This window comes from Bradyrhizobium sp. BR 1432 (assembly GCF_051547705.1).
Lineage (GTDB): Bacteria > Pseudomonadota > Alphaproteobacteria > Rhizobiales > Xanthobacteraceae > Bradyrhizobium > Bradyrhizobium zhanjiangense.
This window is the reverse complement of record NZ_JBPUGF010000003.1, coordinates 6,489,275-6,504,998: the sequence shown is the minus strand read 5'-3', so window position 1 is coordinate 6,504,998 and position 15,724 is coordinate 6,489,275. Positions and strand designations below refer to the sequence as shown.

Here is a 15,724-nt window from a genome sequence, read left to right as displayed (position 1 = left end):
GAGCACCCATGAAGACGATCGATCTCAATTGCGACCTCGGCGAAGGTTTTGGCGCGTGGGAGATGGGCAATGACGCCGCGATGATCGAGCTGGCGAGCTCGGTCAACGTCGCCTGCGGCTTCCACGCCGGCGATCCTGACATCATGCGCCGGACGGTGGAGCTCGCGAAGGCGCGCGGCGTCTCGGTCGGCGCGCATCCGGGCTACCGCGACCTGCACGGCTTTGGCCGGCATCCGATCGCGGGCCTGAAGGCCTCCGAGATCGAAAACCTCGTCGCCTACCAGATCGGCGCGTTGCAGGCGATCGCGACCGCGGCCGGCCACAAGGTCACCCATGTGAAGGCGCATGGCGCCCTCTCCAACGTCGCTTGCGAGGACGACATGACGGCGAAGGCGATCGCCGCCGGCATCAAGGCGGTCGATCCCAGCCTGATCTTCGTCGTGCTCGCCAATTCGAAGCTGGTGAAGGCCGGCGAAGCGGCCAACCTGCCGATGGTGCACGAGGTGTTCGCCGACCGCGCCTATGAGGACGACGGCAATCTCGTCTCGCGCAAGAAGCCCGGCGCGGTGCTGCACGATGCGAAAGTGATCGCCGAGCGCGTCGTGCGCATGGTGCAGGACGGCGCGGTGGTGTCGGTGACAGGCAAGGTGATCAAGATGCGCACCGACACGGTCTGCATCCACGGCGATACGCACGGCGCGGTCGAGATCGCGCGCAGTGTGCGTCAGGCGTTGAAGAATGCGGGGATCGAGGTCGCGCCGTTCAAGCGCGGGGCGTGACGCAAACACGCTGCCGTAGGGTGGGCAAAGCGGAGCGTGCCCACCAAGCCGATGTCGCATCTTGAGAGATGGTGGGCACGGCGCGCGAAGGGCGCGCCTTTGCCCACCCTACTGGAGCATCAGAACGGATGCACCGAGAGCGTGCCGAACACGATCGCCGCGATGACGGCAAACGCGCTATAGAGCGCCAGATGATGGGCGCTCGCCCCGGTCCGCCGCGAGAGCGAGCGCGCGTAGAAATGCAGCCTGGCTTCCGCCGATAGTTCGCGCATGGTCGATCTCCAACGCCCCATTTGTGGGATTATGAAGGATCAACCCTGGCGGGAGGCAAGGTGGCTGCGGAAATAGCGATGACGGTTCTCTGAAAGGCCGGCATCGCAGGCGCAAATTCTTCCGCCACCCCGGTTCCGAGAATCTTATTCGTTAGAATCCGATCCAGCTGGAACCGAGTTGGGCCCGACGGGGTCAACATGGGTCACTGTACGGTGGGTTACGCCATGCGGACCGCGCTTTGCGCAGCCGCAAGGCTAACCCACCCTACAAGGCTCATCCCGATGTTCTCGCGCCTTAGTAGACGTCAGCTTGGAAGCGGCCGGTCTTCTTGAGCTCGGCGACAAAGCTGACGGCCTCGTCGGTCGAACGCGCGCCGAACTGGGCGACGATGTCGACCAGCGCACGCTCGACGTCCTTGGCCATGCGCTTGGCATCGCCGCAGATGTAGAGATGCGCGCCTTCGGCAAGCCACGTCCACACCTCACGTCCGACCTCGCGCATGCGGTCCTGCACATAAAACTTCTTCTCGCCATCGCGCGACCAGGCCAGCGACAGGCGCGTGAGCAGACCCGACGTCTTCATCGCGTTGAGCTCCTCCTGGTAGAAGAAGTCGCAATCGCTGCGCTGGTGCCCGAAGAACAGCCAGTTCTTGCCGGGCGCGCCGGTGGCCTTGCGATCGAGCAGAAAAGCGCGGAACGGCGCGATGCCGGTGCCGGGGCCGATCATGATAACTGGCGTCTTCGGATCTCGCGGCAGGCCGAAGGCGTGTGCCTTCTGCACATAGACGTTGAGCTGCTCGCCTTCGGCAATGCGTTCGCCGAGGAAGGTCGAGGCGACGCCGAGGCGTTTGCGCTTGCCAATGACGTAGCGGACGGAGTTCTACCGTCAGCGACAGCTTTCCAGGCGTCGCGTTGTGCGAGGACGAGATCGAGTAGAGCCGCGGCTGGAGCGGCTCCAGCGCCTCGACGAAGGCCTCCGGGTGCGGCCGCGTGCCCGAGAACTTCTGGAGTGCCGCCATGACGTCGAGGGTGGCGGCATCGCCATCGGGATCCTCGCCCTGCGCCAGCGCTCGCGCCTTCTCGCGCTGCGCGCCGCCGGTGATGAAGGAGATCAGCTCGAACAGCGTATCGGGCGCCGGCGACAGCGAGACGTCGTCGATCAGCACCTCGCGCAGCGTCTTGCCGTTGACTTTCGTGGTGTGGGAGGCACCGAGCAGCGCGATGATCTGATCGACGAGGCCGACATCGTTGCGCGCGAACACACCAAAACTGTCGCCGACGACGTAGTCGAGCTTGCTCTCGGAGAGATCGAACTCGATGTGATAGGTCTCCTTCTCCGATTTCCCCTTGTTGAGCAGGCGGCGCGACAGAAAGGTCGCGGCAACTGGGTTGTCGCGTGAGCGGCCCGGCTCCGCGATCGTCACGGTCACGGCCGGCGCCGGAGTGTCCGCTTTGTCCGCCGCTTTGGCCACTGCGGCCTTGTCGAGCTCCTCGTACAGCGACTTCAGCATCCGCGCGGTTTCCTTGCCGCCGGGGACGCAGAGGTTGAGCCGCGCTTCGCTGCGGCTCGCGATCGCCTCCGAATAATCGTGGCAATTGTAACCGCACTGGCCGCAATCCTGCTGCGCCATCGCTGCCATCATCTTACGGCGCACGGGACGCCCCTCGGCGAGCTTCATCCGCTCCGCGATCGGCATGGTCTGGTCGTGCCACGGCGCTTCGCCGTCGTCGCCGTCACCGGCGGCGCCTTGCATGACGGCAGCGCCCTGCTCGGCCGACAGCGGCGCGGCCACGTCAGGCGACAGCAGCCCGGCGAAGAAGCCGTTCAGCCAGGAACGCTGTGCATCGGAGAACGGCGCGCTGGCGGGAATGATGTCGAGTTTCGGCGGAGGCGTGATCTGATTCATGCGGACACCTGTGCATCGGCAAGCTTGCGCAGCGTTTCGCCGTCATGGCGGCGCGCAAAAGACAGGAAGGTTTCGTCGGGAGACGAGCGATGGGCGATATAGGCCTTGAGCAGTGCTTCGACCGTCTTCGGCGCGTCTTCGGCCTTGAGGTCGTGATAGACCTCCTGCCCGACGTCGGCGTCGGGGCCGAACCCGCCGCCGGTGAAGAGGTGATAGCCCTCGACCGTGTCCTCCTCGCCGACTGGCACGCGCGCGCCGATCAGCCCGATGTCGCTGATGTAGTGCTGCGCGCAGGAATGGTGGCAGCCGGTGACGTGGATGTTGACCGGCTTGTCCATCGTGACGCGCGGCTCGCACCAGTCGCCGATCTCGGCAGCGTGGCGCTTGGTGTTCGCAGCGGCGAAGCGGCAGCCGGCATTGCCGGTGCAGGCGATCAGGCCGGCGCGGATGTGTGAAGCCTCGACCGCGAGCCCGATCTGCTTGATCGCGGCAACGGCGAGCTCGACATTCTCATCGCGCACACCCGAGATCAGCAGGTTCTGCCAAACCGTGAGACGGATCTCGCCGTCGCCGAGATCCCGCGCGATCTTGGCGAGACCGCGCATCTGATCAGAGGTGAGCTTGCCGAGCGTCAGCGACACGCCGATCCAGTTGAGGCCGTCCTGCTTCTGCTTGTGCACGCCGACATGCGCCATGCGGTCCGCAGCCGGCCGCGGCGCAAACGCCTCTTCGGGCACGCGCGTGAACGGCGCCTTCAACCGCTCCTCGACCAGCTTGAGGAAGCCGTCATGGCCCATGCTGTCGAGCACGTATTTCAGCCGCGCCTTGTTGCGGTTGGTGCGGTCGCCATGGTCGATGAACACGCGCACGATGGCATCCGCGACAGCGGTCGCCTGCTCCGGCTTGACGATGATGCCGGAATATTTGGCGAAATCCTTGTGGCCGGTGATGCCGCCAAGGCCAAGGCGGAACCAGACTCCGGGCTCGATGCCGAAGCCGTCCTTCACCTCGTAGGCCGTGAACGCGATGTCGTTGGTCTCCTCGAGCACCGCGATCCTGCCGGCGCCGTCGAAGGCGACGTTGAACTTGCGCGGCAAGCCGTAGAGCGAGCGATCATTGAGGATGTGATAGTGCCACTCGCGCGCATAGGGCCGCGTGTCGATCAGCTCCTGCGGATCGATGCCGGCGGTCGGCGTTCCCGTCACGTTGCGGATGTTATCGGCGCCGGAGCCGCGCGAGCACAGGCCTAGATCCTGGATGCCCTCGATCAGCTTCACCGCATGCTTCGGCGGGATCTCGCGGAGCTGGAGATTGGCGCGCGTCGTGACGTGGCTGTAGGGACCGCAGAGCTCGTCGGCGAGATCGGCAAGGCCGGACAGCTGCCAGTGCTTCATGATGCCGTTGGGGATCCGCAGGCGGCTCATGTAGGAGTCCTGCGTCGGCGCGACATAGAAGATGCCGTAATAGCGCCAGCGGAAATTGTCCGCCGGGCTCGGCGGCGCGTTGTTGAGCGCCTGCTGGCGCAGCCGCGGATAGGCATCGAAGGGATGCTCGTCGCGCTTGAACTTCTCCTGGTCGGCGAGCTTCTTGCCGGCGGCGATGACCTTGTCCTGCGCCTTGATGTGCACAGCATCGGGGCCGGTGGGCTCGGCGTTCGCCTTGCCGGCACCGCTGCCGCCGAGACCGCGACCGACCCGGCTGATCTGCAGACCGGTCGTGAAGCCTTCGAGATAGCGTTTCTGCTCGTCGGTAAAGTCGACTGCGAGCGTATCGATTTTCATGGTCGGTAACGAAGCTCCTGCGGCCACCGAGGTGGCATCGACGGAAATTGGCGCGACCCGAAGGGCACCTTGCTGGCTCGAGAGCCGGCCTAGCCACCCAACGGTCCGATCAGCTTCGTTGCTGCGGGACTTGGCTCAGCAGTCACCTGTGACAAGCTGGCCGCAGTGCAACATTCAAGTTGCGTGCCAGCTTCGGCGAAATGAAAGATGTCGTGATTTCAAGAAATTAGCGGAGATCCCGGAACATTCCGATCCCGGAGTGGCTCATGAAATTCGAGCACTTGGCTCAAAATTTAGTCGATGAGCCAAATTGCCCAAAACTTATGCAGCGACGAATCAGGCCTTCCAACGCCCCACTTCGAAGGCCTCAAGGTGCCCCAAGATGTTGTCGGCATCGAATACAGGCCCGGCGAAGGCCCCAAATGCCGCCGGGGCTTCCTCGGGCGGGCGGCGGCCGAGGGCCGCGTCGTAAAGGTCGGGCCTGAACACCGCCATGGCGGTCTTGACGCCATCGGGGCTCAAGGCCGCCTGCCCCCATCGCACCATCTGCGCATAGAGCCAGGCGGCCTGGACCGGATCGGGGCGCCCTGCCTCCTCGCGTCCGACCAGGAGATAGCGGCCGCTCTCGCGGAAGGTACCGTCCGGCGAAATCTTCAGGCGTCCCGTGAGGGTGCGCTGGATGACTTCGGCATCGACGCCGATCCGCTCGGGTTGCGCCAGAATCCGCGCCGCTTCGATCCGGTTTTCCGGATGCTCGATGAACTCGGCCGCCTTCACCGCCGCCCGCACCAGGCTAGCGACCACGTCCGGATGCTTGTCGGCCCAGACCTGGCGGACGGCCAGGACCTTCTCCGCCGCGCGAGCCAGGATGTCGGAGACGAAATGCAGGATGTGGCCGATGCCGAGATCGACCGCGATCGAGTTCCAGGGCGCACCGACGCAGAATGCGTCGACATGGCCGCTCTTGAGACTGTCGACCATGTAGGGCGGCGGCAGCACGACGAGGCGCACGTCCTCATCGGGATCGACACCGGCCGCCGCCATCCAGAACCGCAATTGATAATTGTGGGTCGAGAACGGGAAGGTCATGCCGAAGGTCAGCGGATCGGCGCCGGCCTTGCGGCGTCTGGCGACCACCTTCGCCAGCGCCTTGGCGGTGGCGAGCGGATCGAAGCGGTCGCCGTCGATCTCCTCCATCAGCGCGGCGTGGAGCGCCGGCGAGACCGTGATCGCGTTGCCGTTGATGCCGAGATTGAAGGGCGCGGCGATCGGCACCTTGACGTGGCCGAGCCCGAGCGAGGATGCGATCGCGACGGGCGCGAGCAGATGCGCGGCGTCGAACAGGCCGATATTGAGCTTGTCGCGGACGTTGGACCAGGACACCTCGCGCACCAGCTCGACGTCGAGCCCTTCGGCGGCGGTGAACCCCTTGTCGACGGCAACAATCAGGGCGGCAGCATCGACCAGTGGGATGAACCCGATGCGGAGGGGAGCAGTCATTTCAGCATCTCCGACGCGGTGATGATCGACTGCGCGATCTCGCCGATTTTCTTCTTCTCGCGCATCGCCGTGGAGCGCAGCAGCACATAGGCCTCGTCCTCGGTCAGGCCCTTCACCTTCATCAGGATGCCCTTGGCGCGTTCGATGATCTTGCGGTCCTCGAGCTGCGACTTGGTGCGTTCCAGCTCCTCCTGGAGCTTGGCGAAGGCGTTGAAGCGGGACACGCAGAGGTCGAGGATCGGCTTGATGCGCTCCTTCTTCAGCCCATCGACGATGTAGGCCGATACCCCCGCCTCCACCGAGGCCTGGATCGAGGCGGAATTGCTCTGGTCGACGAACATCGCGATCGGCCGCTTCACGGCGCGGCTGACCTGGAACATCGCCTCCAGCACGTCGCGGCTGGGGTTCTCCAGATCGATCAGGATGATGTCAGGGTCGACCGCATAAATACGGGCAAGCAGGCTCTGCATCTCGCGGATATGGACGACGTGCGTGAATCCGGCCTCCCGCAATCCTTCCTCCAGGATCGCAGCCCGGATCGGGCTTTCGTCGACGATCACGATTTTGGGCGACTGTTCGGCGCTCATAGCTCACTCACCACCAGTGATTCATCCATAGCACGCCGGAACGCCCTGCAAAGGGTTGTAATTGTGGGCAATTGGGACTAGCTCAGGCCCGTCAATCAGGCAGTTTTAGATATGGATCAGACGGCTGCGCCCAAGGTCAGCTTCGTATCGCTCGGGTGTCCCAAGGCATTGGTGGATTCCGAGCGCATCATCACGCGCCTGCGCGCCGAGGGCTATGAGCTCGCCCGCAAGCATGATGGGGCCGACATCGTCATCGTCAACACCTGCGGCTTCCTCGACAGCGCCAAGCGGGAATTGCTCTCGGCGATCGGCGAAGCCATGGCCGAGAACGGCAAGGTGATCGTAACAGGTTGCATGGGCGCGGAACCCGAGCAGATCGAGCAGGCCTATCCCGGCGTGCTCTCCATCACCGGCCCGCAGCAATATGAGAGCGTCCTGGATGCCGTGCACCGCGCCCTGCCGCCGGCCCACAATCCGCATCTCGACCTGGTGCCGCCGCAGGGCATCAAGCTGACCCCGCGCCACTACGCATACTTGAAAATCTCCGAGGGCTGCAACAATCGCTGCAGCTTCTGCATCATCCCGAAGCTGCGCGGCGACCTCGTCTCGCGCTCAGCCAATGACGTGCTGCGCGAGGCCGAGCGCCTGGTCGGTGCCGGCGTCAAGGAATTGCTGGTGATCTCGCAGGACACCTCGGCCTATGGCGTCGATCTCAAATACGCCGAGAGCCCGTGGAAGGATCGCCAGGTCCGCGCCAAATTCCTCGACCTCGCGCGCGAGCTCGGCGAGCTCGGGGCCTGGGTCCGGCTGCAATATGTCTACCCCTACCCCCATGTCGACGAAGCCATCGCGCTGATGAATGAGGGCAAGGTATTGCCCTATCTCGACATCCCGTTCCAGCATGCGAGCCCCGAGGTGCTGAAGGCGATGAAGCGTCCGGCGGCGCAGGACAAAACGCTCGCGCGCATCAAGCGCTGGCGCGAGGAATGTCCCGATCTCGCCTTGCGCTCCACCTTCATCGTCGGCTTCCCCGGCGAGACCGATGCCGACTTCGCCTGTCTGCTCGACTGGCTGGATGAAGCCGAGATCGACCGCGTCGGCTGCTTCAAATACGAGCCGGTTGCGGGTGCGACGTCGAATGCGATCGAGAACCCCGTGCCGGAAGAGGTCAAGCAGGAGCGCTACAACGCGCTGATGACCCGCCAGCAGAAGATTTCCGCGCGCAGGCTGAAGCGCAAGGTCGGCACGCGCCAGCAGATCATCATCGACGAGGTCGGCCCGACGGTGGCCAAGGGCCGCTCCAAGGCCGATGCACCCGAGATCGACGGCGCAGTCTATCTCTCCAGCCGCCGCCCCTTGCGCGTCGGCGAGATCGTCACCGCGAAGATCGAGCGTGCCGACGCATACGATCTGCACGGCAGCGTCGCGGGGTTCTGATTCCGTCATTGCGAGCGCAGCGAAGCAATCCAGATCCTCTACGGAAAGATTCTGGATTGCTTCGTCGCAAGGGCTCCTCGCAATGACGGCGTGGATGCAGTCAAACCAGCCATTTCGGCACCCAGCGCTCCGGACGCGGTGCTCGGGCGAGATCGGCCTGTGCCTCGGATAATTTCGCCGGCTCGCCCTCGATGGTCGGACGCACATCGTATTCGAAATTCGGCATGATCCGGCCGTCGGCATAGAGCCCGAAATGCATCGCGTACCATAGTCCGAGCTCGGGCTGGGCACGGCGCATCTGCTCGCGCAAATCGCGCAGCAGGGATTCGATTGAGGCCGCTTCCTCGAACGGCTGCGGCCCGCGCGAAAGGACGCGCGCCTCGTACTGCTTGCCGACGATTGCGATCTCGAAGCGCGTCTGGTCCCAGGGCTTTTTGCCCTTCGGAAGATGCGCTGCCAGCCGCCAGCCGAGCTCGACCATCAGGCGGTGATTGGCCCAATAATCCTCGCGATCGCGGCTCCACTTCTCCACGAAGCCGCGAAAGTCGGGCAGCTCCGACGATGTATCCTCGGGCGCCGCTATTTTGCTTGTCGGCCGGCCAGCGAGCCACTGCGCAAGTTCGGCCGTCTGGCACTCGACTTCGTCCTTCGGCTTCAGATCGCTCCAGGCGTTGTCGAATTGCTGCGACGTCAGTTTTGCGAGCAGCCCGTCGAGGCTCGGCGCGAGCAGCTCGTAGTCGCCCTCCGACCCCAGCCCCACGATCGGCGGATTGTCGCGGTCGAGACCGGCGCCATACCAGCCGCCGACTGCCGAGCCATCCGGCAACCGCATGAACAGCGAGAACCTGTCGCGCAAGGGACTGCCGTCGACGATCGGCGCATGATCGGAGAATTGGCCCTGCAGCGAGAAGCAGCCGACGCTGCCCCAGGGCCGCCCTTTCAGCCATCCGGCGAAGTCGAGCAGCAGGGATGGCGCCTCGATGCCCGGCGGAAATGCGCCGCGAATGCTGTCGAGGTCGATTGGATAAGGCGTGTCGGACAAGGCTGAAACTGTCTGGTTGGTCCCGCCCCTCTTGGTCTGAGCCGCCATGCGTCCGGTTCGAACCAATTCGCGTGCCTCGATCACAAACGCGCCAGCGGCGCGATGGTTTCTGCAGGTCGAGCGATGAAATGGGATAAAACGGCCGGTATTGGGAGCGGACTGCATGTGCCGGCGCTCTGATCCCATCCGCATCTTCGTGGTTTCCGCTGCCGCGATGCAAAGCGCGCGACGGCACGCGCGAGCAATGTGACACTATAGTGCATTCACGCGGGGGTCACGGACTCGGCCTAACTCTGCCCGCGCTTTCAACGCGAGCGAGGAATCGAGGATGAGCCGTCTCTCGGACATGCTGCGCACGCAGCGCTTCGACGATTATCGCTTCTACCACCAGAGCACCGTCAACCAGACGCTGCACCTGATTAGCGCCGTGATTTTCCTCGGCTGCTACGCGCTCCTCTTTAAGGATCCGGCGCTCGCGGGCCTGGTCGGCTGGCTCGCGATGCTGACGCGGCAGACCGGGCACTTCTTCTTCGAGCCGAACGGCTATGACGCCGTCAACGACGTCAGCAACGAATACAAGGAAGCGGTCAAGGTCGGATACAACCAGACCCGCAAGATCATCCTGCTCCTGGTCTGGGGCAGCGCGCCGATCGCGCTGTACGTCTATCCGACGCTGTTCGGTCTGTTCGTTCCGCCGGCCGATCGGTTGGACTTCATCCGCCACGTCGGTGCGCTCTGGCTCGCCATCGGCATCGGTGGAGGGCTTGCCCGCATGATCCAGCTCTTCGCGAAGCGCGACGTCACGACCGGACTGGTGTGGGTGTTCAAGGTGCTGACCGATCCCTTCCACAACATCGCGCTGTATTGGTCATCGCCGCTCAAGCTGATGCGCGGCGAGCTCATCGACACTGCGATTGCGGACGCGGATTGGGGTGACGACGGCGCCGAAAAGGCTGCGCATCCGACCTGACCGATGCACGCCGGGCGAGTGTTTCGCAAACCGTCCGCTTGACAAGCCATGCCGTTCGGCTGTAGGGACGCGCCCCATGATCAACTCTCGGACCCACCGCCGCGCAGCTTTCCGTCGTCGCACCCGCGACGATGATGGGTTGCGCCATGTCCGACGACGCCGCTGATCGCCTGAGTTCAGCAGAGTTTTCGAGAAGGCCGCACCCGCAAAGTGCGGCCTTCTTGCTTTTCACGCGTCTTTTCCACCCGCCTCCAGAGGAGTTCGACATGATCACCGCCACCCATCCGTATGATGCGCTGATGGACATCACTGCACGGCCCAAGGCCGTGTTCGTCCGCGGCGCCGGCTCCTACCTCTGGGACGACAGCCGCAAGCGCTATCTCGATTTCGTGCAGGGCTGGGCCGTGAACTGCCTTGGCCATTCGCCACCTGCGATCGCCGATGCGCTGGCCGCGCAGGCCAAGCGGCTGCTGACGCCGAGCCCTGCGTTCTACAACGAGCCGAGCCTGAAGCTTGCCGAGGCGCTGGTCGATGGCAGCGCGTTCGATCAGGTGTTCTTTGCCAACTCGGGCGCGGAAGCCAATGAGGGCGCGATCAAGCTGGCGCGCAAATACGGCAGCCTACACAGGAACGGCGCGTTCGAGATCATCAGCTTCGAAGGCGGCTTCCACGGAAGGACGCTTGCGACGATGTCGGCCTCTGGCAAGAAGGCGTTCGAACCGCTGTTCGAGCCCAAGGTCGCCGGCTTCAAGAAGGCCAAGCTCAACGACATCGCCTCGGTGGAGAAGCTGATCAACGACAACACCGTCGCCGTCATGCTCGAGCCGATCCAGGGTGAATCAGGCGTGTGGCCGGCGAGCGATCAGTTCCTGCAAGAGCTGCGCGCGCTCACCGAGGCGCACGGTCTGCTCCTGATCTTCGACGAGATCCAGACCGGCATGGGCCGGACCGGAAAGCTCTTTCACTACGAGCACACGGGGATTTCGCCCGACATCATCACGCTCGGCAAGGGCATCGGCGGCGGCGTGCCGCTCGCCGCCCTGCTTGCGACCGAACGCGCCTCCTGCTTCGCGCACGGCGATCAGGGCGGCACGTTCAACGGCAACCCGATCATGTGCGCGGCGGGGCTTGCGGTGCTTCAGGAGGTCAGCAAGCCCGACTTTCTGAAGAGGGTCACCGAGACCGGCCTCCTGCTCGAAAGCGAGTTGCAAAAGGTCTCGGCCCGGCATGGTCTCGGCGGCGTGCGGGGACGCGGGCTCTTGCTCGCGCTCGACCTCAAGCTGCCGATCGCGCCCGGCATCGTCGCGCAAGCGTTCGAAGCCGGCGTGCTCCTCAACGCGCCACAGGTCGACACGCTGCGGTTCATGCCGTCGCTGAACGTCACGAAGGGAGAGATCGCCGAGATGATCGATTGTCTCGACGGGATTTTGACCAAGGCCGGCGCGGCACGGCGGGTGGCGTGAGGTTCGTCATTGCGAGGAGCTCGCGACAAAATTGCGAAGCAATCCGGTCTGCCTCCGTGGAAAGATTCTGGATTGCTTCGCTTCGCTCGCAATGACGGAAGAACTACGGCTTCAAGATCGACGCGCCCGTCGTCTTGCGGCTTTCCAGATCGATATGCGCCTTCGCGGCGTCCTTCAGCGCGTAGGCGTGGTTGATCGGCACGTGCAGCTTGCCGTTGATGACGGCGGCGAACAGCGTGTCGGCGCCTTCCAGCAATTCGGAGCGCTTGCCGACATAGTCGTTGAGCTTCGGCCGCGTCGCAAACAACGAGCCGTGATTGTTGAGCTCGGCGATCGAGAACGGCGGCACGGGACCGGAGGCATTGCCAAAAGAAACAAACATGCCGCGCGGCTTCAGGCAGGACAGCGAGCCCGGGAAGGTCGCCTTGCCGACGCCATCATAGACGACGTCGCAACCCTCGTTGCGGCTGATCTGCTTGACGCGCGCGACGAAGTCTTCCTCGTTGTAGAGGATGACGTGGTCGCAGCCATTGGCCTCCGCAAGCTCGGCCTTCTCGCGCGAGCCGACGGTGCCGATGACGTGGGCCCCGAGCGCGCTCGCCCATTGGCAGGCCAAGAGGCCGATGCCGCCGGCAGCGGCGTGGATCAGCACGCGATGATGCGGCTCGACCTTGAAGGTCTTGTGCAGGAGATACCAGACCGTGAGCCCCTTCAGCATCAGCACGGCGCCCTGCTCGTGGGTGATGTGGTCGGGGAGCTTGACCAGCTTCTCCCAGGGAATGTTGCGCTCGCCGGTATAGGCACCGAGATTGTGGTAGTAGGCGACGCGGTCGCCGGGATGGAAATGCGTCACGCCGGGCCCGACAGCTGTGACCTCGCCCGAGGCCTCATTGCCGGCGATGAAGGGCAGTCCCGGCGCCTTGTAGAGGCCGGTGCGGTAGTAGACGTCGATGAAGTTCAGACCGACCGCGTGCTGGCGGATGCGCACTTCGCCCGGGCCCGGCGCCGGCACGTCGACGCTCTCATAGACCAGCGCTTCAGGGCCTCCGACCTGGTGCACACGGACGGCTTTGGTCATCACCTGACCTCCTCGTTGTCTTGCTCTCGGCCTTCTCGCGAACAAGCGAAAGACATCGCGCCCGCCTTGTCAACTCGACGCAATTGGAACGGCTAGACCGACGGCGCGCCGGCTTTCCTGCGGTTGCGCTTGGCCAGCACGTTGAAGAATTCGACTGCCGCCGAGAACGCAATCGCGAAATAGATATAGCCGCGCGGAATGTGGAATTGGAATCCGTCCGCGACCAGCGCGACGCCGATCAGCACCAGGAACGCCAGCGCCAGCATCTTGGTGGTCGGATGCTCCGCGACGAATCGCGACACCGGGCCCGACGAAATGTACATGATCAGGCAGGCGATCACGACGGCCGCGATCATGATCTCGATGTCCTGCGCCATGCCGATCGCGGTGATGATCGAGTCCAGCGAGAACACGATGTCGATGATCACGATCTGGATGATCACCCAGAAGAAGGCGTTACCGGCGGACTTCTCGTCGCCCTCGCCGTCATCGGCTTCGACCTCGCCGTGGATCTCGTGCGTTGCCTTGGCGATCAGGAACAGGCCACCGCCGATCAGGATGAGGTCGCGCCAGGAGAAGTCGTAGCCGGCGAACGAGAACACCGGCGCGGTCAGGCCGATCAGCCAGACCAGGAGGCTGAGCAGGATGATGCGGAACACCAGCGCCAGCGCGAGCCCGATCTGGCGGGCACGGTGCGCCTGCTTCTCCGGAATGCGAGAGACGATCACCGACAGGAAGATGACGTTGTCGATGCCGAGCACGATCTCGAGCGACGTCAACGTCAGCAGCGCGGCCCAGGCTTCGGGGCTGGTGAGGAGATGCATCATGCGAAGGATTTTACCAGGCGTATCAGGGCATCGCTGAAGCTGATCCAGAGCGCGATGGCGCAGAGCACCACGGTCACGCCGGTGCCGACGCGGAAATCCATCTCCAGCACGTAGAGGCCGAGTAGCGCCCAGATCGCGATCAGCGACATCGTCAGCCAGCGCAGCCGCACGACGCGGACCGGATGCAGCACGTGGAACGGCACGAAGGTCAGCACGACGAGCGCGGCGACCAGCAGCGTCGACCAGAGCGGCGGCCAGTGCAGCAGGAACAAATAGAACGCTGCCGCATTCCACAGCGCCGGGAAGCCGCGGAAATGATTGTCGTCCGCCTTCATGCGCAGATCGGCGAAATATAATGCGCTGGTGACGATGATGGCGACGCCGAGCAAGGGCGCGGCGACCGGCAGCAACAGCCCGCTGGCCACGATCGCGTAAGCCGGCACGAAGACATAGGTGACGAAGTCGACCACGAGATCGAGCACGTCGCCCGACCAGTTCGGCTGCACGTTCTTGACGTCGAGCCGACGCGCGATCGGACCATCGATCGCGTCGATGATCAGAGCGACGCCCAGCCACTGAAACATCGCCGCCCAGTGCTCGCGCACGGCCTCCAGCATCGCCAGCAACGCGACCGCCGCACCGAACGCGGTGAAGATGTGCACCGAGAACGCCGCAGCGCGGATCGCGGGGGTGGGCTTCAGGGAATCCTCTTGGCTGTCCATGGCTTCTGCTACCAGAACGAGACCGATTTGCACATCCGCCATTGCGACGCGCGGCCGCGCAATTCGTCATAAAATCAAGCAAAATCAGCGGGCTTGAATTTGCCGCGGGCCGTGTCAAATGTCGTTCCATGACAGACGCATCGACACTCCATGACACCGCCGTGATCGGCGGCGGACCGGCGGGACTTCCAGCAGCGATCGCATTGGCGCAGGCGGGTGCGCGGACCGCGCTGGTGGCGCGGCGCGTGCCCTATGCCGACAACCGCACCACCGCGCTGCTCGGTGCCTCCGTCGATCTCCTGGAGCGCCTCGACGTCTGGTCGCGCTGCAAGGACAAGGCGGCCGCGCTCGAGGTCATGCGGCTCGTCGATGACACCGGCCGGCTGTTCCGTGCCCCGGAGGTCCGGTTCTCCTGTCACGAAATCGGTCTCGACACGTTCGGCTACAACATCGACAACCGTTCGCTGATGCTGGCGCTCGAAGAACGCGCGGCCGAACTCCCCAGCTCGTCCGTTTCGACGACGAGGCGGAAAGCATCTTGATCGAAGCCGACGACGTCGCCATCCGCACGGCCTCGGCACAATTCCTCTCGGCCCGGCTCGTGGTCGGCGCCGACGGCCGGCACTCGCTGTGCCGCGAAGCTGCCGGCATCGCCGTGACGCGGCGCGAACTGACGCAGACGGCGCTGACCTTCAACGTCGCCCATGCGCGGCCGCACCGCAATGTCTCGACCGAGTTCCACACGCCGCATGGTCCCTGCGTGTTCGTCCCCCTGCCCGGCGACCGCTCCAGCATCGTCTGGGTCGCGGCCCCCGCGGAGGCCGAACGGCTGCGCGGCCTGAGCGACGAGGAGCTGTCCGCCGCGATCGAGAAGCAGTCGCATTCAATTCTGGGACGCATGACGGTCGAGCCCGGGCGCAACCTATTCCCGCTGGCTATCGAGCGTCCAAAATCCTTTGGCCGAGACCGTGTCGCGCTGGTCGGGGAAGCGGCCCATGTGGTTCCCCCGATCGGCGCCCAGGGCCTCAATCTCGGCCTGCGCGATGCCGCCGACATCGCCCGGCTCGCGGGCGAAGCCGTCGCAACGGGCCAGGATCCCGGCATGGACGAGGTGCTGAGGCGCTACGACCGGGCGCGGCGTCCGGACATTTTGAGCCGCACCTTTGCGATCGACATCGCCAATCGCTCTTTGCTCAACGACTTCCTGCCGCTGCAGCCGGTCCGCGCCGTCGGCATGCACCTGCTTGGCGCGATCGGCCCGCTCCGGCGTTTTGCGATGCGCGAGGGCCTGACGCCGACGTGGCGCAGGTAGCCACGAACTAACTGCCAGCCGGAGCGCTCGAACACCTCTCCCGTAGG

12 protein-coding genes and 2 pseudogenes are annotated in these 15,724 nt (G+C 64.6%); 5 read left to right on the top strand and 9 right to left on the bottom strand.

Annotated features, from left to right (window positions below):
- Positions 1 to 8 precede the first annotated feature (8 nt).
- Entirely contained in the window at positions 9 to 779 is a 771-nt protein-coding gene (locus ACSKB8_RS31565; protein WP_438108300.1) for a LamB/YcsF family protein, read from the top strand.
- Positions 780 to 898: 119 nt separating this feature from the next.
- On the opposite strand, the gene ACSKB8_RS31560 is transcribed toward ACSKB8_RS31565, so the two are convergent.
- The 5 genes and pseudogenes from ACSKB8_RS31560 to ACSKB8_RS31540 form a co-directional block, all read right to left on the bottom strand.
- Positions 899 to 1,051, bottom strand: a complete 153-nt coding sequence (locus ACSKB8_RS31560) for a hypothetical protein (protein WP_035666020.1) — start codon at positions 1,049 to 1,051, stop codon at positions 899 to 901.
- A 295-nt stretch (positions 1,052 to 1,346) separates the two neighbouring features.
- Positions 1,347 to 2,958 (bottom strand): annotated as a pseudogene (locus ACSKB8_RS31555) (sulfite reductase subunit alpha).
- The gene (locus tag ACSKB8_RS31550) at positions 2,955 to 4,739 is read right to left on the bottom strand and encodes a NirA family protein (RefSeq protein ID WP_438108299.1); all 1,785 of its coding nucleotides are present in this window, start codon (positions 4,737 to 4,739) and stop codon (positions 2,955 to 2,957) included. The pseudogene ACSKB8_RS31555 and the gene ACSKB8_RS31550 overlap by 4 nt, the downstream one beginning before the upstream one ends.
- A gap of 336 nt (positions 4,740 to 5,075) precedes the next feature.
- Positions 5,076 to 6,239, bottom strand: coding sequence for a CmpA/NrtA family ABC transporter substrate-binding protein (locus ACSKB8_RS31545; RefSeq protein WP_438108298.1), 1,164 nt, complete (start codon positions 6,237 to 6,239; stop codon positions 5,076 to 5,078).
- Complete coding sequence (locus tag ACSKB8_RS31540; protein WP_438108296.1) at positions 6,236 to 6,826, bottom strand: ANTAR domain-containing response regulator; 591 nt, start codon at positions 6,824 to 6,826, stop codon at positions 6,236 to 6,238. The genes ACSKB8_RS31545 and ACSKB8_RS31540 overlap by 4 nt, the downstream gene beginning before the upstream one ends.
- 111 nt (positions 6,827 to 6,937) lie before the next feature.
- On the opposite strand from ACSKB8_RS31540, the gene rimO reads away from it, so the two are divergent.
- Positions 6,938 to 8,263, top strand: coding sequence for a 30S ribosomal protein S12 methylthiotransferase RimO (gene rimO / locus ACSKB8_RS31535; protein ID WP_438108294.1), 1,326 nt, complete (start codon positions 6,938 to 6,940; stop codon positions 8,261 to 8,263).
- Positions 8,264 to 8,363: 100 nt separating this feature from the next.
- Here the strand turns inward: rimO and ACSKB8_RS31530 are convergent, their stop codons facing one another.
- Positions 8,364 to 9,305 (bottom strand): hypothetical protein, encoded by a 942-nt coding sequence (locus ACSKB8_RS31530; protein WP_438108293.1) that lies wholly within the window; start codon positions 9,303 to 9,305, stop codon positions 8,364 to 8,366.
- 328 nt (positions 9,306 to 9,633) lie between these two features.
- Between ACSKB8_RS31530 and ACSKB8_RS31525 the strand changes: the two genes are divergently transcribed.
- Both ACSKB8_RS31525 and ACSKB8_RS31520 read left to right on the top strand, forming a co-directional pair.
- The gene (locus ACSKB8_RS31525; RefSeq protein WP_438108291.1) at positions 9,634 to 10,275 is read left to right on the top strand and encodes a hypothetical protein; all 642 of its coding nucleotides are present in this window, start codon (positions 9,634 to 9,636) and stop codon (positions 10,273 to 10,275) included.
- Positions 10,276 to 10,541: 266 nt separating this feature from the next.
- Positions 10,542 to 11,738: an acetylornithine transaminase gene (locus tag ACSKB8_RS31520; RefSeq protein ID WP_438108289.1), complete on the top strand. Its 1,197-nt coding sequence runs from the start codon at positions 10,542 to 10,544 to the stop codon at positions 11,736 to 11,738.
- Between the two features lie 103 nt (positions 11,739 to 11,841).
- Here the strand turns inward: ACSKB8_RS31520 and ACSKB8_RS31515 are convergent, their stop codons facing one another.
- The 3 genes from ACSKB8_RS31515 to pcsA all read right to left on the bottom strand — a co-directional run bounded on the left by ACSKB8_RS31515 (position 11,842) and on the right by pcsA (position 14,407).
- Positions 11,842 to 12,816 carry a quinone oxidoreductase family protein gene (locus ACSKB8_RS31515; RefSeq protein WP_130219964.1) on the bottom strand — a complete coding sequence of 325 codons (975 nt, stop codon included), beginning with the start codon at positions 12,814 to 12,816 and terminating at the stop codon, positions 11,842 to 11,844.
- 92 nt (positions 12,817 to 12,908) lie between these two features.
- A complete protein-coding gene (locus ACSKB8_RS31510; RefSeq protein WP_438108287.1) occupies positions 12,909 to 13,643 on the bottom strand; it encodes a TerC family protein in 735 nt (244 codons plus the stop codon).
- On the bottom strand, positions 13,640 to 14,407 hold the full coding sequence (gene pcsA / locus ACSKB8_RS31505) for a phosphatidylcholine synthase (protein ID WP_438108285.1): 768 nt from the start codon (positions 14,405 to 14,407) through the stop codon (positions 13,640 to 13,642). Before pcsA ends, ACSKB8_RS31510 begins: the two co-directional genes overlap by 4 nt.
- A gap of 86 nt (positions 14,408 to 14,493) precedes the next feature.
- Between pcsA and ACSKB8_RS31500 the strand changes: the two are divergent.
- Positions 14,494 to 15,677, top strand: a pseudogene (locus ACSKB8_RS31500) (UbiH/UbiF family hydroxylase).
- Positions 15,678 to 15,724 lie beyond the last annotated feature (47 nt).

What these genes read in the sequence shown, in the direction of transcription:
- ACSKB8_RS31565 (WP_438108300.1), top strand. Translation starts at nt 9, where the DNA reads ATGAAGACGATCGATCTCAATTGCGACCTCGGCGAAGGTTTTGGCGCG.
- ACSKB8_RS31560 (WP_035666020.1), bottom strand. Translation starts at nt 1,051, where the DNA reads ATGCGCGAACTATCGGCGGAAGCCAGGCTGCATTTCTACGCGCGCTCG.
- ACSKB8_RS31550 (WP_438108299.1), bottom strand. Translation starts at nt 4,739, where the DNA reads ATGAAAATCGATACGCTCGCAGTCGACTTTACCGACGAGCAGAAACGC.
- ACSKB8_RS31545 (WP_438108298.1), bottom strand. Translation starts at nt 6,239, where the DNA reads ATGACTGCTCCCCTCCGCATCGGGTTCATCCCACTGGTCGATGCTGCC.
- ACSKB8_RS31540 (WP_438108296.1), bottom strand. Translation starts at nt 6,826, where the DNA reads ATGAGCGCCGAACAGTCGCCCAAAATCGTGATCGTCGACGAAAGCCCG.
- rimO (WP_438108294.1), top strand. Translation starts at nt 6,938, where the DNA reads ATGGATCAGACGGCTGCGCCCAAGGTCAGCTTCGTATCGCTCGGGTGT.
- ACSKB8_RS31525 (WP_438108291.1), top strand. Translation starts at nt 9,634, where the DNA reads ATGAGCCGTCTCTCGGACATGCTGCGCACGCAGCGCTTCGACGATTAT.
- ACSKB8_RS31520 (WP_438108289.1), top strand. Translation starts at nt 10,542, where the DNA reads ATGATCACCGCCACCCATCCGTATGATGCGCTGATGGACATCACTGCA.
- ACSKB8_RS31515 (WP_130219964.1), bottom strand. Translation starts at nt 12,816, where the DNA reads ATGACCAAAGCCGTCCGTGTGCACCAGGTCGGAGGCCCTGAAGCGCTG.
- ACSKB8_RS31510 (WP_438108287.1), bottom strand. Translation starts at nt 13,643, where the DNA reads ATGATGCATCTCCTCACCAGCCCCGAAGCCTGGGCCGCGCTGCTGACG.
- pcsA (WP_438108285.1), bottom strand. Translation starts at nt 14,407, where the DNA reads ATGGCGGATGTGCAAATCGGTCTCGTTCTGGTAGCAGAAGCCATGGAC.